Source organism: Mycobacterium sp. GA-1199 (assembly GCF_001500045.1).
Classification (GTDB): domain Bacteria; phylum Actinomycetota; class Actinomycetes; order Mycobacteriales; family Mycobacteriaceae; genus Mycobacterium.
Map to the genome: position 1 here is coordinate 176,026 of NZ_LQIX01000045.1, position 22,995 is coordinate 199,020.

At 63.9% G+C, this 22,995-nt stretch carries 25 protein-coding genes and 2 tRNA genes; 17 read left to right on the forward strand and 10 right to left on the reverse strand.

The window, feature by feature from the left end; all coding sequences use genetic code 11:
- Positions 1-3: 3 nt before the first annotated feature.
- Positions 4-615, reverse strand: a complete 612-nt coding sequence (locus tag AU198_RS20405; protein WP_064350379.1) for an undecaprenyl diphosphate synthase family protein — start codon at positions 613-615, stop codon at positions 4-6.
- 767 nt (positions 616-1,382) lie between these two features.
- On the opposite strand from AU198_RS20405, the gene AU198_RS20410 reads away from it, so the two are divergent.
- Both AU198_RS20410 and AU198_RS20415 read left to right on the forward strand, forming a co-directional pair.
- Positions 1,383-2,609: a hypothetical protein gene (locus AU198_RS20410; protein ID WP_064350380.1), complete on the forward strand. Its 1,227-nt coding sequence runs from the start codon at positions 1,383-1,385 to the stop codon at positions 2,607-2,609.
- A 5-nt stretch (positions 2,610-2,614) separates the two neighbouring features.
- Complete coding sequence (locus AU198_RS20415; protein WP_064350486.1) at positions 2,615-3,373, forward strand: class I SAM-dependent methyltransferase; 759 nt, start codon at positions 2,615-2,617, stop codon at positions 3,371-3,373.
- 11 nt (positions 3,374-3,384) lie between these two features.
- On the opposite strand, the gene AU198_RS20420 is transcribed toward AU198_RS20415, so the two are convergent.
- Positions 3,385-4,332 carry a dTDP-glucose 4,6-dehydratase gene (locus AU198_RS20420; RefSeq protein ID WP_064350381.1) on the reverse strand — a complete coding sequence of 316 codons (948 nt, stop codon included), beginning with the start codon at positions 4,330-4,332 and terminating at the stop codon, positions 3,385-3,387.
- An 84-nt stretch (positions 4,333-4,416) separates the two neighbouring features.
- On the opposite strand from AU198_RS20420, the gene AU198_RS20425 reads away from it, so the two are divergent.
- Positions 4,417-5,403: a hypothetical protein gene (locus AU198_RS20425; protein WP_231744732.1), complete on the forward strand. Its 987-nt coding sequence runs from the start codon at positions 4,417-4,419 to the stop codon at positions 5,401-5,403.
- Here the strand turns inward: AU198_RS20425 and AU198_RS20430 are convergent.
- Both AU198_RS20430 and AU198_RS26275 read right to left on the reverse strand, forming a co-directional pair.
- On the reverse strand, positions 5,393-6,613 hold the full coding sequence (locus AU198_RS20430; protein ID WP_064350383.1) for a peptidoglycan DD-metalloendopeptidase family protein: 1,221 nt from the start codon (positions 6,611-6,613) through the stop codon (positions 5,393-5,395). The genes AU198_RS20425 and AU198_RS20430 overlap by 11 nt on opposite strands.
- Positions 6,613-6,765: a hypothetical protein gene (locus AU198_RS26275; RefSeq protein ID WP_156431685.1), complete on the reverse strand. Its 153-nt coding sequence runs from the start codon at positions 6,763-6,765 to the stop codon at positions 6,613-6,615. Before AU198_RS26275 ends, AU198_RS20430 begins: the two co-directional genes overlap by 1 nt.
- 344 nt (positions 6,766-7,109) lie before the next feature.
- On the opposite strand from AU198_RS26275, the gene AU198_RS20435 reads away from it, so the two are divergent.
- From AU198_RS20435 to AU198_RS26280, 4 genes are all read left to right on the forward strand, one after another.
- Entirely contained in the window at positions 7,110-7,997 is an 888-nt protein-coding gene (locus tag AU198_RS20435) for a restriction endonuclease (RefSeq protein ID WP_064350384.1), read from the forward strand.
- A 271-nt stretch (positions 7,998-8,268) separates the two neighbouring features.
- Positions 8,269-8,541 carry a DUF4352 domain-containing protein gene (locus tag AU198_RS20440; protein WP_197416174.1) on the forward strand — a complete coding sequence of 91 codons (273 nt, stop codon included), beginning with the start codon at positions 8,269-8,271 and terminating at the stop codon, positions 8,539-8,541.
- Positions 8,534-8,734, forward strand: a complete 201-nt coding sequence (locus AU198_RS26940) for a DUF4352 domain-containing protein (RefSeq protein WP_197416175.1) — start codon at positions 8,534-8,536, stop codon at positions 8,732-8,734. Before AU198_RS20440 ends, AU198_RS26940 begins: the two co-directional genes overlap by 8 nt.
- Before the next feature lie 267 nt (positions 8,735-9,001).
- Positions 9,002-9,811 carry a hypothetical protein gene (locus AU198_RS26280; RefSeq protein ID WP_156431687.1) on the forward strand — a complete coding sequence of 270 codons (810 nt, stop codon included), beginning with the start codon at positions 9,002-9,004 and terminating at the stop codon, positions 9,809-9,811.
- A 322-nt stretch (positions 9,812-10,133) separates the two neighbouring features.
- Here AU198_RS26280 and AU198_RS26285 read toward each other — a convergent pair whose 3' ends face one another.
- From AU198_RS26285 to AU198_RS20450, 3 genes are all read right to left on the reverse strand, one after another.
- On the reverse strand, positions 10,134-10,745 hold the full coding sequence (locus AU198_RS26285) for a hypothetical protein (protein ID WP_156431688.1): 612 nt from the start codon (positions 10,743-10,745) through the stop codon (positions 10,134-10,136).
- A gap of 1,283 nt (positions 10,746-12,028) precedes the next feature.
- Complete coding sequence (locus AU198_RS20445; RefSeq protein WP_064350386.1) at positions 12,029-12,391, reverse strand: hypothetical protein; 363 nt, start codon at positions 12,389-12,391, stop codon at positions 12,029-12,031.
- 45 nt (positions 12,392-12,436) lie between these two features.
- Positions 12,437-12,655 (reverse strand): hypothetical protein, encoded by a 219-nt coding sequence (locus AU198_RS20450; protein WP_064350387.1) that lies wholly within the window; start codon positions 12,653-12,655, stop codon positions 12,437-12,439.
- An 86-nt stretch (positions 12,656-12,741) separates the two neighbouring features.
- On the opposite strand from AU198_RS20450, the gene AU198_RS26290 reads away from it, so the two are divergent.
- The 3 genes from AU198_RS26290 (at position 12,742) to AU198_RS20465 (ending at position 15,789) form a co-directional block, all read left to right on the forward strand.
- Positions 12,742-13,419, forward strand: a complete 678-nt coding sequence (locus AU198_RS26290; RefSeq protein WP_156431689.1) for a hypothetical protein — start codon at positions 12,742-12,744, stop codon at positions 13,417-13,419.
- 391 nt (positions 13,420-13,810) lie between these two features.
- The gene (locus AU198_RS20460; RefSeq protein WP_082691132.1) at positions 13,811-14,452 is read left to right on the forward strand and encodes a recombinase family protein; all 642 of its coding nucleotides are present in this window, start codon (positions 13,811-13,813) and stop codon (positions 14,450-14,452) included.
- A complete protein-coding gene (locus tag AU198_RS20465) occupies positions 14,452-15,789 on the forward strand; it encodes a tyrosine-type recombinase/integrase (RefSeq protein ID WP_064350390.1) in 1,338 nt (445 codons plus the stop codon). The genes AU198_RS20460 and AU198_RS20465 overlap by 1 nt, the downstream gene beginning before the upstream one ends.
- On the opposite strand, the gene AU198_RS26295 is transcribed toward AU198_RS20465, so the two are convergent.
- On the reverse strand, positions 15,786-16,280 hold the full coding sequence (locus AU198_RS26295; protein ID WP_156431690.1) for a hypothetical protein: 495 nt from the start codon (positions 16,278-16,280) through the stop codon (positions 15,786-15,788). The two genes, AU198_RS20465 and AU198_RS26295, sit on opposite strands and share 4 nt — an antisense overlap.
- 203 nt (positions 16,281-16,483) lie before the next feature.
- Positions 16,484-16,554 (reverse strand) — tRNA-Gly (locus AU198_RS20470).
- A 155-nt stretch (positions 16,555-16,709) separates the two neighbouring features.
- On the opposite strand from AU198_RS20470, the gene AU198_RS20475 reads away from it, so the two are divergent.
- From AU198_RS20475 to clpX, 6 genes are all read left to right on the forward strand, one after another.
- Positions 16,710-16,783 (forward strand) — tRNA-Pro (locus AU198_RS20475).
- 40 nt (positions 16,784-16,823) lie between these two features.
- A complete protein-coding gene (gene tig, locus AU198_RS20480; RefSeq protein ID WP_064350487.1) occupies positions 16,824-18,227 on the forward strand; it encodes a trigger factor in 1,404 nt (467 codons plus the stop codon).
- A 47-nt stretch (positions 18,228-18,274) separates the two neighbouring features.
- Entirely contained in the window at positions 18,275-18,937 is a 663-nt protein-coding gene (locus tag AU198_RS20485) for an ATP-dependent Clp protease proteolytic subunit (RefSeq protein WP_263987725.1), read from the forward strand.
- A complete protein-coding gene (locus AU198_RS20490; RefSeq protein ID WP_064350392.1) occupies positions 18,934-19,581 on the forward strand; it encodes an ATP-dependent Clp protease proteolytic subunit in 648 nt (215 codons plus the stop codon). The genes AU198_RS20485 and AU198_RS20490 overlap by 4 nt, the downstream gene beginning before the upstream one ends.
- Positions 19,582-19,686: 105 nt before the next feature.
- Complete coding sequence (locus tag AU198_RS20495) at positions 19,687-20,013, forward strand: hypothetical protein (protein WP_064350488.1); 327 nt, start codon at positions 19,687-19,689, stop codon at positions 20,011-20,013.
- Between the two features lie 289 nt (positions 20,014-20,302).
- On the forward strand, positions 20,303-21,583 hold the full coding sequence (clpX, locus tag AU198_RS20500) for an ATP-dependent Clp protease ATP-binding subunit ClpX (RefSeq protein ID WP_064350393.1): 1,281 nt from the start codon (positions 20,303-20,305) through the stop codon (positions 21,581-21,583).
- A 46-nt stretch (positions 21,584-21,629) separates the two neighbouring features.
- Here the strand turns inward: clpX and fdhD are convergent, their stop codons facing one another.
- A complete protein-coding gene (gene fdhD / locus AU198_RS20505; protein WP_064350394.1) occupies positions 21,630-22,466 on the reverse strand; it encodes a formate dehydrogenase accessory sulfurtransferase FdhD in 837 nt (278 codons plus the stop codon).
- 105 nt (positions 22,467-22,571) lie between these two features.
- Here fdhD and AU198_RS20510 point away from each other — a divergent pair, with 105 nt between their 5' ends.
- A complete protein-coding gene (locus AU198_RS20510; protein WP_156431692.1) occupies positions 22,572-22,715 on the forward strand; it encodes a hypothetical protein in 144 nt (47 codons plus the stop codon).
- The last annotated feature ends 280 nt before the right edge of the window (positions 22,716-22,995 follow it).

Here is a 22,995-nt window from a genome sequence, read left to right on the forward strand (position 1 = left end):
TGCCTACCGTCCCCGAAGCTGCGGTGTGCGCCGGTAGTCGTCGATGAACTCGTCGATGTGCCGCTCTTCGAGTTCGTTGAGCGGCGTCGTCAAGAACCGCAGTTGAGCGTACTGGGTCTGCAACGGAAGGAATCCGCTGAGCAGAGGCTCGGGGGAGGTGCGGATCACCAGATCGACGTCCTCGATGTCGAAGGCGCCGTGAAGGTCGCCGCCCTGTTGCTGCGCTTGCTGGACGGCCGCTCGTAACTCGTCGTTGGCGTCGTAGGCGGCCAGGATGTTGATGCGGAATTCCTCTCCGCGCATGACGGATTCGGCGTGCTCGGCCGCGGCGACGTATTCCTCCGGTAGCAGCGTGCGGTCACCGTACAACCGCACACTGCAGCCGTCCGGCTCGAAGCGCGCCGGGATCAGGTGGGTCAGGAAGTGGATCGAGGCGTTGAACACCGGTTCGAGCTCGGCCTGACTGCGGGCGAGATTGGCCCGGCTCAGGTTGTACACGGTCACGGTTCGCACGTGGTGTCTGCGCAACACCTGGAGAATGTCGGCTACCTTCTCGGCGCCCTGTAGATACGCCTCAGCCAACGAGATGCCGCGGCTTTTCGCCCATCGACGCATACCGTCTGGGATCAAACCGACATGGGCAGGCTCGCAGCCCGTCAGTACGTGCAACCTATCCCCCCGTACGCACACTTTTACTCTGGGTAAGAGTAGTTATGTCATACCCATAAGTCCGCTTATTGAAACACTTTCGCGGAGGTTTCGCCGTGATTGCTCCGGAAGGGGCCGAACGTCCTGCCCCAGAGGGAAAAGGCCGAACATCCTGCACTGCGCGGGTGGCCGATGGAGCCGTGCCAGCCGCAGTTCCACCCGACCCGGGCCACCGCCACCGATCTGCGGCTGGCACGCACGAGATGTCGTTCGGGCCCATTCAAACCCCTTTTAATTGTTCCTTCCTAGATAGGTATGCCACCGCCGATCATGAGTCAAGTTATTGACAAGAAAAGGACGGCTTTTCGTGATACCGAGATATGGGTGAAATACGGCATTCGGTGTCAATAGATGCCTTTAGGAGGTCGAAACGTGTCGCTAACTCGCAATAGCAGCAAATTGCCTGGCCAATTGAACCAAGCATCCGCAGGTACCTTGCCCGCCGACGAAACGAGTGCAAGAGGATGGTACGCACGAGGCGGTGACCCCACTGTTCTTCCCGAGACGTCAATTTCAGCGAAGAAGTGGGTTCGGCGCGGATACCTCAACGGGGGAAGTCGCTTCCGACGAGTTGCGAGATCGGGACCGATCCGCCGGCTTTTCCTCAGCGCAACCCGGATCGGACTGACACCATCGACAGGCCGGTAGGCGCCGGCAGGAGGGGTGGGTCCGCGGTGGCCGTGGCGCAGAGCCGTTATCGGGTACTGCTGGGGTTCGGCACCTTCTATTTCATGGGCGCGCAGTTGGGCAGCGTGCTCGCGGTCCTGCCGTTTCTTCTGGTGTCCGAGGACAGGGACATCGCGGCCGGGTTCGTCGTTCCGAGCTTCAGCATCGGTTTCGTGCTCGGGAATGCGATGTCGTCGCTGGTGCTCAAACGGTCACGGCACCGGCCCAACGTCGTGATCGCCGGCGCTGCTGGGGCCATCGCCGTCCTGACCGCAATCGTCGCCACGGCCGCATTGCACAACACCCTGGTGGTCTTCACGTTCCTCTCGTCATCGGTGCTCATCGGCGGCGCGATGGGAGTGGCCAACAACGCCTACGCCGAGATCATCTCGCGCATGATCACCGGGGCACAGCGCAACGACCTGGTACTCAACCAGCAGGCCCTCGGGGCGATCCTCACCGTCGTGGCCACGCTACTGCTCATTCCGCTTCTGCCCAACCGCGACACCGCTGACGGACATCTCGATGTGCTCTGGTTGGGCGCCGCGGCGATGGGCGTCGCCGTCGTGGCCGCGATCATCGTCGGACCGTCGAGGCCGGGGACGGTGGCTCCACCCCGCCGTGTCGTCGACGACTTTCGCGAAGGGCTCGCCGTGCTCCGTACCACCGGTTGGTACCGGGTGTTCCTGACGACGCAGATCGTTTTCGTCCCCCTCGTGGTGAACGAGACGTTCTTTGCGCTACGCACGTCGCTGGCCCACGTCGACACGGCCGGCAGCCTGCACATGATCGTCATCGGTTCGGCGGCGGGGCTGGTCGCCGGTGCGTTCCTGTGGCGCAACGTGTTTGGCCGGTCTGGGATTCGCGGGATGCTCGTGTCGAGTGCGTTCATCAGCTGCGTAGCGACGGTGATCTGCCTAGCCAACGAACTGATCTTCGCCGAGCCACACCTGTGGGCGTACGGCGTCGTCTTCTTTCTCGTCGTCCTGTCGAACGCCGCGATCGCTGCGGCGACGGTGTCGTGGATCAGCGCGTTCGCGCCCGAAGAACAACGCCCCGTGCTGATCAGCTTCGCCGCTACGCTCGCCGCTGTGGTTACGGGGATCCTCGGCGTGGCCTTCGGCCTGCTGGCTCAGATCGTCGCAGTCTGGCCGGTGTTGGTCGTCTTGCTGCTCTGCACCATGGCCGTGGCGGCGGCCACCCGCGCACCCGACCGCACCGCGGTGGCCGGGTGAGCTCGATGGGCCGGTCGTTCACAGAACTCGTCGCCGAGGCGGCCGCCGAGCCCATCGACGGCTGGGACTTCTCCTGGCTCGACGGCCGCGCCACCGAAGAGCGACCGTCGTGGGGCTTTCAGGGCCTGCTCAGCCGACGGCTGGGTGAGGTGTCAGCGGCACTGGACCTCTACACCGGCGGGGGAGAGGTGCTCGCCGGGGTGGAGAAGTTCCCGCCGACGATGGCGGCCACCGAATCGTGGCCACCCAACGCGGCCAAGGCGACTCGTCTGCTCCATCCCCGCGGCGTCGTGGTCGTGCAGACCCGCGACGAACCGCCCTTGCCGTTCGCCGACAACTCGTTCGACCTGGTGAGCAGTCGCCACCCGATCGCCGTCTGGTGGGGCGAGATCGCCCGTGTCCTGCGGCCCGGCGGGACCTATCTGGCCCAGCACCCGGGGCCGGCGACCGCGCTCGAGCTCATCGAAGCCGTTATGGGGCCGATGCCGGAGTTGGGCGCGCACATGCAGCCGTCCGTGCAGGCCGCCGATGCGCAGGCGGCCGGTCTGCAGGTGGTCGACCTGCGCCTCGAAAAGCTCACCGCCGAGTACTACGACATCGGCGCGGTCGTCTACTTCCTGCGCAAGCTCGTCTGGACGGTGCCGGACTTCACGGCGGAGCCGTACCTTACGCGCCTGCGCGCGGTGCACGAACACATCGAGGCGCACGGCCGGTTCGTCACCCATCCCACCCGGGTGCTCGTTGAGGCCCGAAAGCCGTTGTAGGCTCCGACGATTCAGCGGGCCGGAAGAGGCTGCTGTTTCGCCCACTCGATGTAGCGATCGATCCCTTCCCAGATCTTCACTTCGGGAGCGAAGCCGATCCGCCGCGCGAATTCGATCGATGCCGGGAAGCGGGTCACCTCCCCGGGGCGTGGGGGCCCGTTGACCACCTTTGTTCCGAACCTGTCGGCGATGTAGTCGGCGATGTCGCGTACACGCGTGTTCACACCGCTCGCGACATTGATGGCACGGCCCGCCAAGTCGTGCGTGTTCAACACCAGCCGGTATGCGTTCACCACATCGCTGACGTGGAGATAATCCCTGGTGGCACTTCCGTCTCCGAAGATCACGAGGTCTTCGCCCGTCAACGCCTTGCGCACGAGGATGGGGATGAGTGCCCCGTACGCGCCGCTCTTCTGGCGTTCGCCGAAGATGTTGAACGGCCGGACGATGGTGATGTCCATGCCGTAGGACCGGTAGTAGGAGTACGCGAGACGATCGGCGGCGGCCTTCGAGGCCGCGTACGGGCTGTTCGGCTTCAGTTCGGCGGTTTCGTCCAGCACGCTGCCCGGGCTCAGGCGATGTCCGTCGCCGTATACCTCGCACGTCGACGCGAGTATGAGCCGTGCCCCGTATTGGCGGGCGGCCTCCAAAACGTTCTGCGTCCCCGCCACATTGGTGTCGACGAAGCTCCTCGGATCGCTGAGCGACCTGTCGACGTTGACGTTGGCCGCCAGGTGAAAGATCACCTGGTGATCGCGCGCCGTCTTGCTGACCAGCTCCCAGTCGGTGACCGAGCCGAACACGATGTCGGCTCGGTCATTGTTCGCGATCGCGCCCAGATTTTGCTTTCCGGTCACGGAGAAAGTGTTGAGAACGGTCACGCGGTGCCCGGCTGCGAGGAGGGCTTCGCTGAGGTGACTCCCTTGGAAGCCGGCACCGCCGGTAACGAGGATCCTCACCGTAAAGTGCTCCCGTCTCACGACATATGCCGCATTATGATTACCACCCGGCGCCGCTGGCGGTATGCGAAAAGGATGCATCGAATGTGCGACGTCGCCGCGGAATACCGGGGCCAGATCGAGGCGTGGTGCACCCATCCCGCCCTGACCGAACTGGTCGACATGTTCGGCGGGAGCATCCCAAAGGGACTCACGCTGAGCGCGCGGCTCGCGTTCCTCGACGAGTTCAGCGAAGTGTGGGACTACCGGGCCAAAGCGCGGCAGCAGAGCGCGGCCCGGTTCCACAACCAGGATGCCGGCGGGGCGGTCCGGTGGCTGATCCCTCGTCTCGACCTGCCTGGTGATCAGCTCGAGCGGATCGAGAGCTTGGCGGATCAACTCGGACTCATCGCCGAGTTACAGCCCAGCGGAACCGAGTTCGATCACCTCGTCGTCATCGGCGGCGGGCGATACACGAATCTGCTCCGGACCGGCTACGCCGGTGAGATGGTTGCGAGCCGCCGCGTCGGCAATGTCATCCTCGCCGCGGCGTCGCGACGCCTGTTGGACTCCGAAGCCGACGCCGTCGCCGCCTGCGCGCCAGGCGCACGGACCGAGTTCGAGTTGATGGTCGCCGCCGCCCGCGACGTGTTCGGCCTCGACGTCGACGAGGTCTACGCGCACGTGCCGCGTCGTGTCGACCGCGTGCAGTCCAACGAGACGGTGTGGCGCTTCCCGCCCGACAGCAACGAATTCGGAGTTCCAGTCATCCTTCTCGAGACGCCGTCGCCCGATCCCGAACGCCGCCGAGCGAATTCGGCTGACACGTACACGTTCGCCGCACAGACGGCCGGCATGCGCGGCTCGTCGTGCCTGATGGTGACGGGTCAGCCATTGGTGCCCTATCTGCACTTCGAAGCCTTGCGGACGTTGGCACTGCGATACGACATCCGTTTGCAGTCAGCGGGTTTCGGCGTGCACGAGTACAACCGGCTCAGCGCGATGGACCAGCAGCATCCGGCCAAGCTGCTCCAGGAGGTGCGTTCGACGATCCGGTCGGCGCGGGCTCTGGAGAATCAACTCAGACGATGATCTTGCAGGGCGACGACGGCGGGAACGTGCCCGACACCGGGCGCGGACGCCCCGACGGCGTCCACGGCTTGAGCCCCATGTTCCCCAGATGACGCACGGGGTTGACGTGCTTACCGTCGACGCGGACCTCGAAATGCAGGAAACCGTCGGCAGATTCGGCCTGCGCCTGCAGGACACCTAGTTGCGCACCCGCGTCGACCCGGGAGCCGACCTCGATCCGGCGACCGTCGCCCGGCCTGAAGACGTAGGAGCTCTCACTGTCGGCTCCCGCTATCGTCACCGATTGCAGCCCCTCGTCATCGAGGTCCACGACGCGGCTGACTGTGCCCGACGTCGCGGCGTAGACCGGGGTTCCCGGTGCCGCCGCAAAGTCGACGCCGGGGTGGAAGCCGGTGGCGCGGCGGCCGTAGCCCGACGCGATTGCCAGTCGGCCGCGATCGAGGGGCACGCGGGCGCCGGGTTCGGCCGGGTCGAAGTCACCTCGTGCCCGCCGCCGGTAGTCGGAGCGCAGCAGGTCGAGCTCGTCGTAGGCGTACCCGAACAGCAGGGCGCGGTCGTAGGGCACGCCGTAGTTCAACTCGGAGTGGGGATCGAGCTTTTGGTAGTGCTCGACCTTGGCGATCCGCTCGGCCAGCGTCGACCACCCGGTGTGCAGCAGGCGTACGTCGTTGGCGACCCCGATGCCGCCGTGTTCGGTGATGTTGGCCGGCCAGTGCGGGTTGTGGATCGCGCGCGTCCCGGCGCGCAAACCGGGACGCCAGCGCCAGAACGGTCCGCGCATCGATTCGGCCGTGCCCATCAGCGGGATCATGTCCGGGTAGTCGCGGTCGTCCCAGCTGGGGATCATCGGACACATCAGCGCCGCGACATCGTCGGGGACGCCGGCAAGCATCGCCCGGATGTCGATGTCGGTCTGGACCACCTGATCGGAGTCGATCATGAATGTCCAGTCGGGCCGGCAGAAGTCGGCCATGCGGTAGAGCAGTTCAAGCCCCGGCGGTTCGGGGATCAGCCACGGGGTCTGCGGGAGGTCGGAGCGGGCGTGCACGACGTTGGTGACCGCGGGATGGTCGCGCAGGATCTGCGCCGTTGCGTCGGTGCTGCGGTCGTCGACTGCGTAGACGTCGTCGCACCAGCCGGCCAGGGCATCGAGCACCCTCGGCAGCACGTCCTCGCCGTTGTGCACGCGGAACATCGCCAGCACGCGCATCAGCGCCTACTTCCGCTGACCTGCGGTTCGGCGGCGTAGCGTACCGGCGCGGAGAGCATCGCCGAGAGCATAACGATGATCATGTCGGCACCGCGGTCAGTTGCGCGGGTGTGCATGAAGGGATCGCCGAGCGGGTCGAACGCGCGTGCCACCGCGCTAGCGCTGGTGGCGAGTGGAGCGGGCGACGGGAATCGAACCCGCGTAGCTAGTTTGGAAGACTAGGGCGATGCGCTGCGAGCAACGGTGCGAGGCTGCTCAGCGCGCTGGCCGCTAGCCCCCTCAGAGTCAGTATCGCTGCAGGTCAAGTAGCCCCTTCAGGGTTAGTCGATGACTTCGCCGCTGTGGCGCAACGCCTTTTGGATCGGTCGCAGCAATGGCACCGGAGACGGGACAAAGACGGGACAAAGGCAATCGTCGCCAGCAAATCGAACGGGTGCGCGGGTGCGACCCGCCGATTCGTGGGCGGCGTTCGCCTCAGGTTTGACATCGTTGAGCCATGACTGTGGGGGTTCCTGCGTACACCGATCTGCTTTGGCCAGCGCTTCAGGCCGTGATCGCCCTTGGCGGTTCGGCGTCGATTGCCGAGATGGAGGCGGCAGTCATCGACCGCGAGCAGTTCTCGCCGGAAGCGCAAAGCGTCTTGCACGGCGATGGCCCGTCAACGGAAATTCAATACCGCCTGGCGTGGGCGCGGACGTACCTCAAGGGGATGGGCCTGCTGACGAACAGCCAGCGCGGCGTATGGAGCGTGACCGAGGCGGGGCAGTCGGCGACTGAGGATCAGATTGCACCGCTGCACGCCGAGTTCGTGGCCGCAACGCGTAACAAGGTCAAGACCAAGAAGAAGCGCGGTGGCAAGAGTGCAGTCGAAAGCGAAATTGAACAGGTTGAGGCCGAAGCCGAGAATGCATGGAAAGACGAACTGCTAGAAACGCTGCTCGCCATGTCGCCACAGGGCTTTGAGCGCCTTGCCCAACGGATGCTCCGCGAGTCCGGTTTCTCTAGCGCCGCTGTCACTGGGCGCTCGGGTGACGGAGGTATCGACGGTCTCGGGGTGTACCAAATCTCACTGCTGAGCTTTCCGGTGTTCTTCCAGTGCAAGCGCTACAGGGGGTCGGTCGGTCCGTCTGCGGTGCGGGACTTCCGTGGTGCGATGGCGGGCCGGGGCGAGAAGGGGTTGCTCATCACGACTGGCAGCTTCACAAACGACGCGCAGGCCGAGTCGAAGCGCGACGGCGCACCGCCCGTCGACCTGATTGACGGCAACCGGCTCTGCGACTTGCTGAAGGAGTACGGCATCGGCGTCACAACGACCCCGCGAGTAGTCGAAGACGTGAAAATCGAAGGTGACTACTTTGCGTCGCTTGAGCCGAAGACCGGCTGAGCAAGGATGGGAATGGGGGACAGACAACGTGCCACACGACAACCCGCCGCCTAGGCCGCCGCCATACGGTTATCCGTACGGGCCGCCGTCAGGACGCCCGGGTCACGCGCCAGCTCCGCAGCACGTTGGCTACCCGGCTCACGCATCTGCGCCGCAGGGCTACTACGGCACGCAGCCGTCAGTGCACTCCCGGCAAGTGTCACCACAACGTCCAGGGCCACACAGGCCGTGGGCTGGCATCGAATGGAAACGGTTGCCCGCTGGCTTTTGGGTGATGATCGCGGGTATTGCACTGCTGTTCGGTGCACTCTCCGCCTCATTGGGGGCCATCATTGCCGTGTCTCTGCAAAATCCCCAGTCGGTCCCGCACTCAGTAGAAGAAGTTCGCGACGGCCAACTCGCCTTCACACTCATCAGCGTGGAGACGGCATCAAAGGCCGAACATATTGAGGCGCGGGGCAAGTTCGTTATTGTGACCATGAACGTCCAAAACATCGGAAATCGTCCGCATACCTATTTCGGCAGACGAGCAAAAATTGATTGATAGCGCCGGACGAGAACACGAACCCCAAGCGTCAGCATCGACTGTGCTCAACCCTGAAGACACGACCGCAATGAACCCCGGTTTCGAAGTCACGGTCAAGGTGCCGTTTGACATTCCGGTGGACGCCATGCCAGCCGTTCTAGAGGTGCATGACTTCATATTTTCGGGCGGCAACTACATACGAATTCCGTAGCTCGGCTGTCAGCCGCGCACGGCGTGGCGGCGCAGACCTGTCATTGGCCGCTGGGAGCTGGCGGGTGCGAAGTGCTGACGATTTCCTAGTCGTCATGTTCATCGTCTGGCTGATATCCGGGGTTGTCGACTGCTCGCGCTGCGGCGACCACCGAAAGGTCAAGCCGAAAATCGCCGTGAAGAGCTAGCCTTGCGATCTGACACACGTTTCGCGCCGCGAGATAACGGGAAAGGCTTCAATTAGGCACTGACGTGAAGAGGGCAGGACGTGAAGAAACTCATGACTGCGGGGGGCCCGGCTCTGTCATCCTCGGTTATGCACCGACTCGTCGTGGCGTGGTTAATGCTGATAACGCTAACGCTAACGTCTGCATGCGGCCTGAAGCTTCCGTCAGAGATTCAACTACCATCAGAGATTCAACTACCGTCAGAGATCAAGCTGCCCACCGTCGATACTGCGAAAGAACCGTCGCAACAGGTTGAAGTAGTCAGCTTCACTCAGGTGAGCTCGTCGCTGAGCGTGCGACTCCGAAATCCCAACTCCGATGTTGGATTGATTCGTTCACCTTTCGAGTTGGCGTTGATCGACAAATCGGGTGCTGTAATCGGGGTGGTGGGCAAGGGCGGGGTTCCTGGCGCGGCATGCTGCACGATCTACCAACTACCGCCCGGAGGCGAATACGGTTTGGAATTCTCAGTTTCAGGAGGAGAAACTGTTTTTTCTGTAGAGCTGACGGTCTTGGGGGAATGGCTACAGTGGGATGCCGTTAACTCACCATCGGTGACCTTGACCGGAGAAGCTGTTCGCGCGGATGACGGTTTTTCTGGCCCCTCTGTGACGGGACGCCTAAAGCTTGATAAGGACGGCCCGCTCAACGTTTCAGTCGTTGCGTTTGTGAAGACATCAAGTGGCATCGTCGTATCCGACGAGCGCGTGGACTGTGTGCAGACGGGTCAACAAAGAAGCTTCGAAACCACGTCGTTCGCAGATGCTCGTGGACCGTACAAGTTGGAAAAGATCGTTGCATACCCGACCTCGGTTAAAGGCGCAGGGCCTCAGTACGACCCTGGCTGTTGATGCTATTGAGTTCCTTTCATCCGCCGCCGCAACAACGGGCACACTCGTTTCGCAGACGGTGGTGGCCAGGTTGCGCCCATTAGCCTTAGCCGCCGCCACCCTGGTTTATGCCCGCAACACCTGCGCGGGCGGGTGATGCCGCCACGGTGTCTCGCGATCCGATCCCATAGGCGGCGACTTCGCGGCATACATACCGCCGTCCTCTAGCGCGGCGTGCCGAAGGTGGCGCGGTGTCAGACCTGCGCCGTGGCTGAGTTCGCTCGGCTGGCCGCTGTCGTAGAAGCCATCGCACCAAAATGGACTGTGAGACATGGGAAACCTTCTACATCGGAATGCTAGGCGGCGTGTATGTTGACCCGCTGGTCACATGAATTGCGACGGCCGAACCCCTGTGCCGCGTGCCAACGCCGCAACCGCGCACCGTGAAGCTCTCCTGTAGCGGATAACCGGGGATTGGTCCCGGCATGATCTGAAGCCCTTGGTAAGCCGGATTGACGTGTTGCCGGAACGCCACGGGGTTGGCTGCGCTACCCGGCCCGCCACTCGCCACGACAACGACATATCCGGTTGGGATTGCTGGACTCTGGACGATCCAACCGGGGCCGTAAGCACCCTGCACGCGCAGACCACCGAATTCCGTTGGGGGAGCCTGCCCTACGATGCTCTCGGCGGTCAATATCGGCGGATGACCCGCTGAGGGCACAAAATCGTGCTTCGCAACAGGGCCGCCCTCCCGTGATTCGACACCACTCCTGAACGTGGCGATCAACTCGCCTTCGTCCTGATGGCACAGCACCAAGAGCTGTGATCCCGGCTGCACGCCGTAGCCGTGGGATTGAATGTCTTTGTATGCGTCCTCCAAATCGGCGCTGTCGATAACCACCGCACCAGAAGCCCAGTAATGCGAGTGCGTTTCGGTGAACGTCTTGCCCATGAAGCTCGGCGGTGTGATCCCGTCGTCGCCCGTGTACAGCCCGAAGCAACGGTGCTGCCATTCGTTGGTGTCCTCGGTCGGATCGAACAGGCGATTCCAAAATCAAACCAGTTGTGAGTTGGAGGTCCGACTCCAAGAGTCGGGTAATCTGCCCGCGCACGGCATCCGCGGTGCTGTCGCGGAGAAATCTGTACGACAGCCGCGAGGCCAAATCGTAATCCCTGAAAGTGTTGCCGCACTTCAGATACGCAGGCGGCAGCGCGACGGCCTTCGGGACGCCGAACTCGCTCGCGACATTCATCGACTCAATTTGCAGCGATTGGGCCACGACCGAAGCGAGGTCGGTCGTGTTGAAAGCCAGCAAGTTGGACACGGCGGCCTTTTCACTGTTCACGCCTGCAACAGCGCGGCCACCTCAACCCAAATGACGTTGATATCAACGCCGTCAGCAGTCTTACGTACCGCCTCGGCGTCGCCTTGCGTCATGATTCCGTAGCCCATGACCTACCTCCTACGTTCGAACTTGAGCAACACGCTACGCCCGAATCCCTCCGCGTCGCAGATCGTTTACCAATGCAGCACAGTCGATTACGCGAAGCTACGCGGCGCTCACGTGACTTCAGTCGTGCAACACGGCATACAACGCGAAATCGGCGTAAGGTCAGTATCGCCACGGCGAGCGACGCGAATCACTCTGTAGCGCAACGCCTGAAGGACAGGAGGCAGACAACACATGTCCCGTACACCAACGGAGTACACCATTCCGCCCCCTCCGCCGGGGCTAGTGCTCAACCCCGTGGCGAACCTTCGCGGACGCGCCGCCGCTGTCGAGTGGATACGTGACAAGCTCGGCGTTGAGGTCAGCGAGCGCTACCTACTCGACGCCACGACGCGCCGGGAGGTAGAGCTTGGGTCGAAGGTGGACATAAACTGGCATTCAGAGCGGCGGGAGCCCCGAGAAATGACCGTCCGAAGTGTCCGTATCGGTCCGTTTAGTCCGAACTGTCCGAATGTCCGTTTAGGCGCTGTCCGTTTCGAAACCGCACATGAGCGGCGCGTACACCGGATTGAGGTCGCAACACGGACAAACGGACATTCGGACAAGTGTCTTCGCGCGCGCGAAGGCCGTCCGATTCGAGAAAGTGATGCCGAATGACACTGCTACACGCGGCCAGAGCCGCCCTACGCATACCAGCCGGCCCAATACCGCCGCATACCGAACCGCCCGCCGCGCAACCCATTGAGCGAGCCGAGGCCGAGAGCGGACCGACCGTGACGGCCCATCACTGCTTGAACGGATTCGACCAGTCAAGTCCCCAGCGGCCAGGCGTGAAGGCTTCTCGCGGTTTCTTCTGGCTTGGGGGCTGCGGTGCAGACGGGGGTGACTCTTCGGCGCTCGTTGGGCTCTCGGGTGGAGGGGCTGTGGCGGCGTCGAGAACGTACGTCAGCGGGGCGACGAGCCGACTCTGTGCCACCGCCGCGAAACCGATTCCGAGGGGTCCGAGGAAAAAGATCGTGATCAAGAAGAACGTCAGCCGCCGATCTTCCGGTGCGACAAAGGCAGCGACGGCGCCAATAAATATCCACCATAAGAGGATGGCGAGAAACCAATTCCTGAATATGTCGTCGATTTGGTCTGCGGTCATGGTAATTGATTTTGCAGGATGGTCGGCCTCGTGTGGGCCGAATAGTCAGGGCTGTTCGGGGCGGGGGTTGGCGACAGCAGCACACGCCACCCCAAGCGGGCCGATGAGAACAAACATCGTCAGCAAGAAGAACTCAAAGCGTCGCCCATCCGGCGCGACGAGGGCCGCGATGAACGGGAACCACACAATCCACAAGATCAACCCGACGACGAAAAGCGCGGTGAAGTATGGAGTGAGGTCTGGGAACTCAATCTGGTCATCCATACGGCGATGGTCCCTCTCGTGGGCGCAGCGTGCAGGCAGTTTCAAGCAACCTGCGCCCGTCTCGATGATGGCGAGAGGATGACGACATGACCGCCGAACCTGTTGTGAGCCGTGACCCGATGCAGCCTGCCGACAGCCGCGAGGTCCGCACCGCATTCCAAAGCGGCGGCGTGCAGTGCACGGCGCGAAGCAAGCGCACCGGCAACCGCTGCCAACGACCGGCCATGCTCGGCGGCAACGTCTGCCGCGCACACGGAGGCAATGCACCACAGACCCGCGCCAAGGCCAGACAACGCCTTGAACAAGCCGCAGATGCGTTGGTACAGCGCCTTCTTGGGATGGCTCTTGACGGCGACGTGGCCGACCCCGTGGCCCTGGCCGCGATCCGAGACGCCCTCGACCGCGCTGGCCTGAACCCGAAGACCGCCGTCGAAGTCGAAGTTGGGCCGACACCAGTCTTCCAGCAGTTGTTTACCGGCATTGACCGCAGCATCCGCCGCGACAGCACCCGAGTGACCGAACAACCCGCCCCGGCACCGCCTGCGCCCGAGATTGTCGATGCTGAAGTCGTAGACATGCCCTCTGCTGGCGCTGTGCGCCCACGTACGCCCACGGCACCCGGTAACCCGGGCGACGACCCGAAGCGACCGCCGCCGTGGCAAGGAGAGCCGCTACCGGATTACACGCCGAAGCGACCCGGCAACCAATTGATGACGCTTGAAGAGGCGAACAAGAGCCTTGCGGCTGAGTGCCGTCGTGGTTAGGCCCGCAGCCGACTGGCCCGAGCGCTGGCGGCAGAAGCCCGCTGACCCGACTAGTGGACTGCTAGGGCGCGGGCAGCGGGTGAAGGTGCTGAACGGGCCGCGACGCGCACGCCGGTCAGAGCGGGGTGGTGCAGCGGGTGACGGCCCGATGCGGGCGAACTGTTGTGCACGGTGGCCTTCGATGACGGCACGACCGGCGAGTATTGGGAAGACGAGCTACTACGCCCGAAAGCCGACCGGTGATGACCAGGAAGATAGCTGGACGATAGCAGATAGGCCGACTGAACTGGGACGATGTGATATCGCGCCGTGTGCTGGTCAGCGTAGAGTCGGGGGCAAGCGAGGCACGCGACGAGGGTCACGTACCCCGCGAACCCCGAGAGAGGAAACGATGGACATACGACCGAAGGCCATTGGCTACGTGCGGTGCAGCGCGAATCGTCAAGCAGAGCATGGTTATTCACTTGAGGCGCAGCGCGCGCAGATTGAAAACTACTGTGCAGCAAACGGAGTAGAGCTAGTCGCGCTGATACCAGACGTGATGAGCGGTAAGAAGACGGACAAGCTGTATGGCCGCATCGCCGCCGTGCAGGCGATACAGGCGGGCATCGCGAACGTGCTCGTCGTCAACACGCTGGACCGCAGCAGCCGCAGCATGGCGGACGGTGCGAAGCTCGTAGCCGACGCCAAGGCCGAAGGGTGGCGCATCGTTGGACTGGACGGCACCGACACGAACACCGTGAGCCAACTGACCGCGCATGCGCGGCTGCTCGTCGCCGAAGAGGAACGCGAACTGATCAGCAAGCGCACAAAGCAAGGGCTGATACGAGCGCGCCAAGAGGGCAAGCAGCTAGGCACCCCGAGCGAGATACCGAACGACGTTGTTGCTCGCGTCGTGAGGCTGCGACGAAAGGGCCTGGGTGCCAAAGCGATTGCGAGCAAGCTGACCACCGATGGCGTACCCGCCCCGAAGGCTGACCGCTGGCACTACAGCACAGTTCGAAACATGCTGCGGCGAGAAGGGGTTGCGTGATGGCTTGGGAACAGTTCAAGCACGGCTCGTGGCATTCGCGTTGGACCGACCCTGACGGCACCGAGCGAACCAAAGGCGGCTTCAAGACCCGCAAGGCCGCGAAAGCACACGGCACGAAGGCCGAGGAAGCGAAGTTGCACGGGCGCACCTTCGACCCACAAAGGGGAAAGGCCAAGTTCCGCGACGTGGCAGCGGAGTGGTTGGAGTCGCGGCGTGACCTCAAGGAGACGACCCGGGCCGGGTACCGCGAAGCCCTGGCTTCGACGACCGAGGCCATCGCCAAGCGGCACGCCCGCCTGAACGGCCTGCGCATTGACGAAGCCTTCGGCGGTTACCCGGTCAATGCCATCACCCGCGAACAAATTTCGCAGTGGGTCCAGCGGATGAAGGACGCGGGCAAGAAACCGAGCACAATCCGCAACGCGTACTTCATTGTGCGCCAGGTGCTTCGGCATGCCGTCATTGATGACCGGATACCGGCCAACCCGGCGGATTATGTGAAGCTGCCGACCGACCACAACAGCGGCTCTCAGCGTGTCGTGGACGACCCCGCGCAGTTCCTCACGCCTGCGCAGGTGGCCGCGCTCGTTGACGCAACCCCGTGGCCGTACAACGTGCTCGTCCACGTAGCGGCGTGGACAGGTTTACGGGCGGGGGAGTTGGCCGGTCTACAGGTCGGTGACGTGACTTTGCCCGCCGTCGCGACCCGACCAGGCAGCGTGCGCGTTGAGCGCACCGTGGCAAGTGTCGGCAAGGAACTGGTCTACCTGACGCCGAAGACGAAGGGCAGCCGCCGCACAGTACCGCTGACCCCGCAGACGACCACCTTGCTGCGGGACTACCTGGCCCAGCACCCTCGCCGCAACGACTCGACCGCCCCGCTGTTCCCCGCGTTCAGGCTGAGCACGCCGCCGCCGTCCACGTCGGCCACGAAGGCAGCACCGGAGAAGGTGCGTGCCCAGCGGCAAGCGCACGCCTTGGCCGCGCTCCGCGTCGAAGAAGCCGAGCGCCGGCTGGTGCTTGATTGGTACGCGCCGCTGCGACACAACACGCTCGCGAAAGCGGTGTTCCGGCCTGCCGTTCTACGGGCCAACCGGTCCAAAGCGTGCATCGCCCCGGCGTTCCGCTGGCACGGACTTCGGCATTCGTACATCAGCATCGCGATTGCTGCTGGCTTACCTATCTTCCAAATCAGCATGTTCGCCGGTCATGCGAAGCCGAGCACGACCGAGAACGTTTATGCGCACCTGCTGACCGACGATCACGACGAGGCGATGGCGGCACTCGGGGCGATGGCTGCAGAGACTAGCGACAACGTTATTCGGCTACACGGCTAACGATTGTTGACCTTGCCGTCCATATACCTGGCGACCATCGTTGCTAAAACACCCTCAAGATTCGGGATTGGAAGGGGTGTTGCCTTAGCGGAGCTAAGTCGCGAGGGCACCTCAAGTCGATATAACTGTCCCTCAGTCGATACGACCATGTAGTCGTTCTCGATCTTGCGCTTCAGTCGCGTCTTCACGCTTCCGTCCGCTTTCCCGTGGGCAGGCCACTCGCGTTGGTGACTATAAATCGCCCAGCCGGTGACGCCGCTGAGCGCCGACCCGGACGGCCAGCTGTTCTTGGGCCTCCTCGCAATAAAGCTATGGCGGCACGGCTTGATGCCTAATCGATTCATCGCTTCGATGAACTCGCCAACGGCGCGCGCCTGGCTCGTCTCTAGTCGTTGACTATCGGCCACTCGTGCTTGGCGCATCTGGGCGCCAGCAACTCGGGCTGCCTGCTGTTGCGCGTATTGCGCTTGTGCTTCCTCCCATATACCCACGCGAATACCTCCCCCGCCGCTTTGCGTAGTCAAGATGTAGCTGATCGTCGCACAAGGGTGCATCACGCATGACCAGCACAGCGAACAATTCTGCGCCTCATGCGCACCGGAAAACAGCGCGCAGACGGGACAGTGACGGGACAGAGGGCAGCGCCAAAAGCAGCCCTACGCAGCAATAACGCCCCTATCAGGGGCGTTAGCGGAGCGGGCGACGGGAATCGAACCCGCGTAGCTAGTTTGGAAGACTAGGGCTCTACCATTGAGCTACGCCCGCATGTACAGCAAGACCAGATCGTACCGGCGGCAGCCAAATCAAATCCAATTGAAGGCTTCGCGTGTCCAGCCCGTAGTATCTCGCGTGGTCGTTCCGTGTTTTGCGGACGGCCCGCGCGGGCGCAGCGCTCAAGCGTCGGCGCGACGAGCAGAGCACGGGGTGTAGCGCAGCTTGGTAGCGCATCCGCTTTGGGAGCGGAAGGCCGCAGGTTCAAATCCTGTCACCCCGACTGCGACACCGACCACACCAGATATATGAGGAGCAAGATCGTGAAGAGCACCGTCGAGAAGTTGAGCCCCACCCGGGTGCGCATCAACGTGGAGGTGCCCTTCACCGAGCTCGAACCCGACTTCGACCGCGCGTTCGCGCAGTTGGCCAAGCAGGTCCGGCTCCCGGGATTTCGTCCCGGCAAGGCGCCGCGCAAGCTGCTCGAGGCCCGCGTCGGCCGCGAAGCGATGCTCGACCAGGTCGTCAGCGAGGCCCTTCCCAACCGCTACAGCGAGGCGGTCACCACCTCCGAGGTACAGCCGCTGGGCCAGCCCGAGATCGAGATCACCAACAAGGAATACGGCCAGGACCTAACCTTCACCGCCGAGGTCGACATCCGCCCAGAGATCGAGCTTCCCGACCTGTCGGAGTTGACGCTGACCGTCGACGCGATCGAGGTGACCGACGAAGAGGTCGACGCCGAACTGCAGTCGCTGCGCGCCCGCTTCGGCACGCTCACCGGCGTGGAGCGCGGCGCCGAGAACGGCGACTTCGTCTCCATCGACCTGTCGGCCACCGTGGACGGCCAAGAGCTGTCTGAGGCCGCCACCGAGGGGCTGTCGCACGAGGTCGGTTCTGGTCAGCTGATCGACGGTCTCGACGAGGCGATCGTCGGCCTCAAGGAGGGGGAGACCCGCGTCTTCACCACCACGCTGGCCGCCGGTGAGCACGCCGGCAAGGAGGCGCAGGTGACCGTCACCGTCAAGTCGGTCAAGGAGCGCGAGCTGCCCGAGCCTGACGACGAATTCGCCCAGCTGGCAAGCGAATTCGACACCATCGACGAGCTCAAGGAGTCGCTCGTCGAGCAGGTGCGCCGGGTCAAGCGGGTGCAGCAGGCCGAGAAGATCCGCGACAAGGTGCTCGAGACGCTGCTCGAGCAGGTCGAGGTGCCGCTACCGGAGAAGGTGGTGCAGGCCCAGGTCGACGACGCGTTGCACAACGCCATCCACGGGCTGGACCACGACGAGGTGCGTCTGGCCGAGGCGCTCGAAGCCCAGGGCAGCAGCCGCGAGCAGTTCGACGCCGACAACCGCACCAACGCGGAGAAGGCGGTCAAGACGCAACTGCTGGTGGATGCGATCGCCGACAAGCTCGACGTCCAGGTCGGCCAGAACGACATCAGCGAGCGCCTGATGTTGATGTCTCAGCAGTACGGCCTGCAGCCTCAGCAGCTGATCCAGTCGCTGCAGCAGAACAACCAGCTGCCCGCCCTGTTCGCCGACGTGCGTCGCGGGCTGGCGCTGGCCGCCGTCGTCGAGACCGCCACCGTCACCGACTCCGACGGCAACGTGATCGACACCACCGAGTTCTTCGGCCGCGCCGACGCGCAGACCGAGGAAGCTGCCGATGAGGCGTCGGAGGCCGCCGAGCCCGAAGCGGACGAGGAGTCGGCCGACACGAAGTGACGCTGTGAGCGAACGCAGCCCGTCTAGGGACTGCACGCTCGCGCGGGTTGGTTAGTGTCGGTGAGTATCAAGCTCTTGAAGAAAGCAGGTATCCAGTCGTGACCCACATGCGTGGCGCCTCGCACGGCCTCAACCTTGTCGACTCGGTCTACGAGCGCTTGCTGGCGGAGCGGATCATCTTCCTGGGCTCACAGGTCGATGACGACATCGCCAACAAGCTCTGCGCGCAGATTCTGCTGCTGTCCGCCGAGGATCCCACCAAAGACATCCACCTCTACATCAACTCGCCCGGCGGCTCCATCAGCGCCGGCATGGCGGTCTACGACACCATGGTGCTGGCCCCGTGCGACGTCGCCACCTACGCCATGGGTATGGCCGCCTCGATGGGCGAGTTCCTGCTCGCGGCGGGCACGAAGGGTAAGCGCTACGCCCTGCCCCACGCCCGGATCCTGATGCACCAGCCGCTCGGCGGTATCACCGGCGGCGCGGCCGACATCGCCATCCAGGCCGAGCAGTTCGCGGTGATCAAGAAGGAGATGTTCCGGTTGAACGCCGAGTTCACCGGGCAGCCGATCGAGCGGATCGAAGCGGACTCCGACCGCGACCGCTGGTTCACCGCGCAGGAGGCCCTGGAGTACGGCTTCGTCGACCACATCATCACCAGCGCGAGCGTCAACGGCTCAGGACCAGGAGCAGGACTAGACAAATGACCGATCAAACCGACGCCCGTCTGCAACCCCAGGCCCGCTACATCCTGCCGTCGTTCATCGAGCACTCCAGCTTCGGCGTCAAGGAGTCGAACCCGTACAACAAGCTCTTCGAGGAACGCATCATCTTCCTCGGCGTGCAGGTCGACGACGCATCGGCGAACGACATCATGGCCCAGTTGCTGGTGCTGGAGTCGCTCGACCCCGACCGCGACATCACGATGTACATCAACTCGCCGGGCGGTTCGTTCACCTCGCTGATGGCGATCTACGACACCATGCAGTACGTGCGCGCCGACATTCAGACGGTGTGTCTGGGCCAGGCCGCCTCGGCCGCTGCGGTGTTGCTGGCCGCGGGTACCCCCGGTAAGCGGATGGCGCTGCCCAACGCGCGCGTGCTGATTCACCAGCCCGCGCTGGCCGGCGTCATCCAGGGCCAGTTCTCCGATCTGGAAATCCAGGCCAAGGAGATCGAGCGGATGCGCACGCTGATGGAGGTGACGTTGGCCAACCACACCGGCAAGACCCCCGAGCAGATCCGCAAGGACACCGACCGCGACAAGATCCTGACCGCCGAAGAGGCCAAGGAATACGGCGTCATCGACACCGTCCTGGAGTACCGCAAGCTGTCCGCCCAGACCGCCTGATTCGCTTCCCAGCTGCGCGAAACCCGGTTCTCGTGTGCCGTGTGCGTGTCACGCTGTTCGTCTGCACCGCCGGACGGCCAGGGGAGGATTGCGATGATGGTCGGGATGCGAGCGGGTTTCGCGATGACCGCATCGGCGGCGGCGGCCGTGGTGTGCGGTCTGGCTCAGATCGCGTCACCGGCGGTGAGCCGGGCTCAGGAACCGGACTGTCCTGCCGGGACGTATTGGGACATGTACACCGATCAGTGCGTCCCCAATGACGTGAACGTCTATCTCAACCCTGCTCCTGTCGTCGGGCCCGCGGGCCCTGTCGGTGTCGGAGGAGTGGTGGGCCCCGTTGGTCCCGGTCCCGTCGGGCCGGGTCCGGTCGGGCCGGGTCCGGTCGGGCCGGGTCCGGTCGGGCCGGGTCCCGCCGGCCCCGGGCGCCGATAGCGTCACACCGATCGGCGGCGTGCACCGCGCCGATTAACGGGTACTTTGGGTGCCGACGCCCTCTCGGTCCGGTCACGGCGACGACACGCCAATGACACGGCGGCGCGTTCGCTGGGGTCCGAGGGTAATCAGACGATATGTTGGCGCGAACACAGATGAATACCACTGGCGCGATTCGGCTTTATCGGTCGCCTCGCGCGGGAACAAACGGGTAGCGTCGGGTTCACCACCCGAGGCAACCACAGAAAAGAAGCTTCACCGGCTGCGAGGAAAGTAGGGCCCCACCACCATGGCGCGCATCGGAGACGGCGGTGACCTGCTGAAGTGTTCGTTCTGCGGCAAGAGTCAAAAGCAGGTCAAGAAGCTCATTGCGGGTCCGGGCGTCTATATCTGCGACGAGTGCATCGATCTCTGCAACGAGATCATCGAAGAGGAGCTCGCCGACGCCGACGACGTGAAGCTCGACGAGTTGCCCAAGCCCGCGGAGATCCGCGATTTCCTCGAGGGTTACGTCATCGGACAGGACACCGCCAAGCGCACGCTCGCGGTCGCCGTCTACAACCATTACAAGCGCATCCAGGCGGGGGAGAAGACCCGGGATTCGCGCTCCGAGCCCGTCGAACTGGCCAAGTCCAACATCTTGATGCTCGGCCCGACCGGCTGCGGTAAGACCTACCTGGCGCAGACGCTGGCCAAGATGCTCAACGTGCCGTTCGCGATCGCCGACGCCACCGCGCTGACCGAAGCCGGATACGTGGGCGAGGACGTCGAGAACATTCTGCTCAAGCTGATCCAGGCCGCCGACTACGACGTCAAGCGCGCCGAGACCGGCATCATCTACATCGACGAGGTCGACAAGATCGCCCGCAAGAGCGAGAACCCGTCGATCACCCGCGACGTCTCCGGCGAGGGCGTCCAGCAGGCGCTGCTGAAGATTCTGGAGGGAACGCAGGCCTCGGTGCCTCCGCAGGGCGGCCGCAAGCATCCCCACCAGGAGTTCATCCAGATCGACACCACCAACGTGTTGTTCATCGTGGCGGGGGCGTTCGCGGGTCTGGAGAAGATCGTCTCCGACCGTGTCGGCAAGCGCGGCCTGGGATTCGGGGCCGAGGTGCACTCGAAGGCCGACATCGACACCGCCGATCACTTCGCCGAGGTCATGCCCGAGGATCTGATCAAGTTCGGGCTGATTCCGGAGTTCATCGGCCGGCTGCCGGTCGTGGCGTCGGTGACGAACCTGGACAAGGACTCTCTTGTGCAGATTCTGTCCAAGCCCAAGAACGCGTTGGTGAAGCAGTACACGCGCCTGTTCGAGATGGACGGCGTCGAACTCGAATTCACCGACGAGGCGCTGGAGGCGATCGCCGATCAGGCCATCCATCGGGGCACCGGAGCCCGCGGTCTGCGCGCCATCATGGAAGAAGTGCTGCTGCCGGTGATGTATGACATCCCCAGCCGCGACGACGTCGCCAAGGTGGTCGTCACCAAGGAGACGGTGCAGGACAACGTGCTGCCGACCATCGTGCCGCGCAAGCCGTCACGTCCCGAGCGTCGCGACAAGTCCGCCTGACGACGATCAAGCGGCGCCTGACCACGATCAAGCGGTGATAGCCGCGTCAGTGCACGACACGGTCGGGACGGGTGTAGACGTTCATCGACCGCCCGCGTAGGAAGGCCACCAGCGTCAACCCGGACTGGCTGGCCAAGTCGACGGCCAGCGACGACGGCGCCGACACCGCCGCGAGCACCGGAATCCCGGCCATCACGGCCTTCTGCGTCAGCTCGAACGACGCGCGTCCGCTGACCAGCAGGACGGCCCCCGTCAGCGGAATGCGGTCCTGCTCGACCGCCCACCCGATGACCTTGTCCACGGCGTTGTGCCTGCCGACGTCTTCGCGCACGGCGAGCGTCGTGCCGTCAGAGTCGAACAGCGCGGCCCCGTGTAGGCCGCCGGTGCTGGCGAACACCTTCTGGGCTTTGCGCAGCCGCGCCGGCAACTGCGAGAGGGTCTGAGCGGTGATGGTGGTCGGATCGTCCCCGGGGCCGTGGCGGCTGCTCAACTGCACTGCCTCCAGCGATGCCTTCCCACAGACCCCGCACGAAGATGTCGTGTAGAAGTTGCGCGTGACATCGACATCGGGAGGCGCGACGTGCGGGGCCAGCGTCACGTCGAGCACGTTGTAGGTGTTTTGGGAAAAGCCCGCGTCGTCGACGTCCGTGCCCTTGCAGTATCGCGCCGTGAGCACGTCGTCGCGTCCGGCGATGACACCCTCGGTCAGTAGAAAACCCTGCGCGAGTTCGACATCGGAGCCCGGAGTGCGCATCGTCACCGTGAGGGGCGCGCCGTTCACGCGGATCTCCATCGGCTCCTCGACGACCAGGGTCTCCGGCCGCGCCACCGCGGACTCCATGGTCACATGCTTTGCCCGCCGCCTGGCTGTGACCCGACCCATGACTCCACCCTAGGGCGAATCGACGTCGATAACGTTTGGGTGCTGTTCATGTCGAGGCCAGCGCGCGAGGCGGCGTCATCACCATCCGGACGGCACAATGGATGCGTGCACAACGAACTCGAACCGAACCGCCGCATGCCGGTCTGGCGTGATCCGCTGTCGGCTGGCTTCCGCGCGCACCGCCACCTGCTGTTACTGCGCCTGCGCTGGCACGAACGGCGCGGCGAATCTGCCTCCACCCGGCACTGACAACGGGACGACCAGCACCGACGACGGTGCTAGCTACCGGCTACTGGACGGTAACCATTTCCTTAGAATTTTTGTCTCGTAGACGTGACGAACAACACAGTTATGTCTCACGGCAGGGATCCGCACATCGGCTGAGCTGTGCGTTCGACCCCTCCGATGCGGCACGCCGCAGGCGAGTCCGGTGAAGGGCCGCCTAAGAAAAGTGCAATAATCGGTACTGGTAGTGACATCAAAAATCTTGGTGGACGTCCACCGACGGCGCGTCGACTCGACTGTGACT

What these genes read in the sequence shown, in the direction of transcription:
- AU198_RS20405 (WP_064350379.1), bottom strand. Translation starts at nt 615, where the DNA reads ATGCGTCGATGGGCGAAAAGCCGCGGCATCTCGTTGGCTGAGGCGTAT.
- AU198_RS20415 (WP_064350486.1), top strand. Translation starts at nt 2,615, where the DNA reads ATGGGCCGGTCGTTCACAGAACTCGTCGCCGAGGCGGCCGCCGAGCCC.
- AU198_RS20425 (WP_231744732.1), top strand. Translation starts at nt 4,417, where the DNA reads ATGTGCGACGTCGCCGCGGAATACCGGGGCCAGATCGAGGCGTGGTGC.
- AU198_RS20430 (WP_064350383.1), bottom strand. Translation starts at nt 6,613, where the DNA reads ATGCGCGTGCTGGCGATGTTCCGCGTGCACAACGGCGAGGACGTGCTG.
- AU198_RS20435 (WP_064350384.1), top strand. Translation starts at nt 7,110, where the DNA reads ATGACTGTGGGGGTTCCTGCGTACACCGATCTGCTTTGGCCAGCGCTT.
- AU198_RS26285 (WP_156431688.1), bottom strand. Translation starts at nt 10,745, where the DNA reads ATGGGCAAGACGTTCACCGAAACGCACTCGCATTACTGGGCTTCTGGT.
- AU198_RS20445 (WP_064350386.1), bottom strand. Translation starts at nt 12,391, where the DNA reads ATGACCGCAGACCAAATCGACGACATATTCAGGAATTGGTTTCTCGCC.
- AU198_RS20450 (WP_064350387.1), bottom strand. Translation starts at nt 12,655, where the DNA reads ATGGATGACCAGATTGAGTTCCCAGACCTCACTCCATACTTCACCGCG.
- AU198_RS26290 (WP_156431689.1), top strand. Translation starts at nt 12,742, where the DNA reads ATGACCGCCGAACCTGTTGTGAGCCGTGACCCGATGCAGCCTGCCGAC.
- AU198_RS20460 (WP_082691132.1), top strand. Translation starts at nt 13,811, where the DNA reads ATGGACATACGACCGAAGGCCATTGGCTACGTGCGGTGCAGCGCGAAT.
- AU198_RS20465 (WP_064350390.1), top strand. Translation starts at nt 14,452, where the DNA reads ATGGCTTGGGAACAGTTCAAGCACGGCTCGTGGCATTCGCGTTGGACC.
- AU198_RS20490 (WP_064350392.1), top strand. Translation starts at nt 18,934, where the DNA reads ATGACCGATCAAACCGACGCCCGTCTGCAACCCCAGGCCCGCTACATC.
- AU198_RS20495 (WP_064350488.1), top strand. Translation starts at nt 19,687, where the DNA reads ATGCGAGCGGGTTTCGCGATGACCGCATCGGCGGCGGCGGCCGTGGTG.
- clpX (WP_064350393.1), top strand. Translation starts at nt 20,303, where the DNA reads ATGGCGCGCATCGGAGACGGCGGTGACCTGCTGAAGTGTTCGTTCTGC.
- fdhD (WP_064350394.1), bottom strand. Translation starts at nt 22,466, where the DNA reads ATGGGTCGGGTCACAGCCAGGCGGCGGGCAAAGCATGTGACCATGGAG.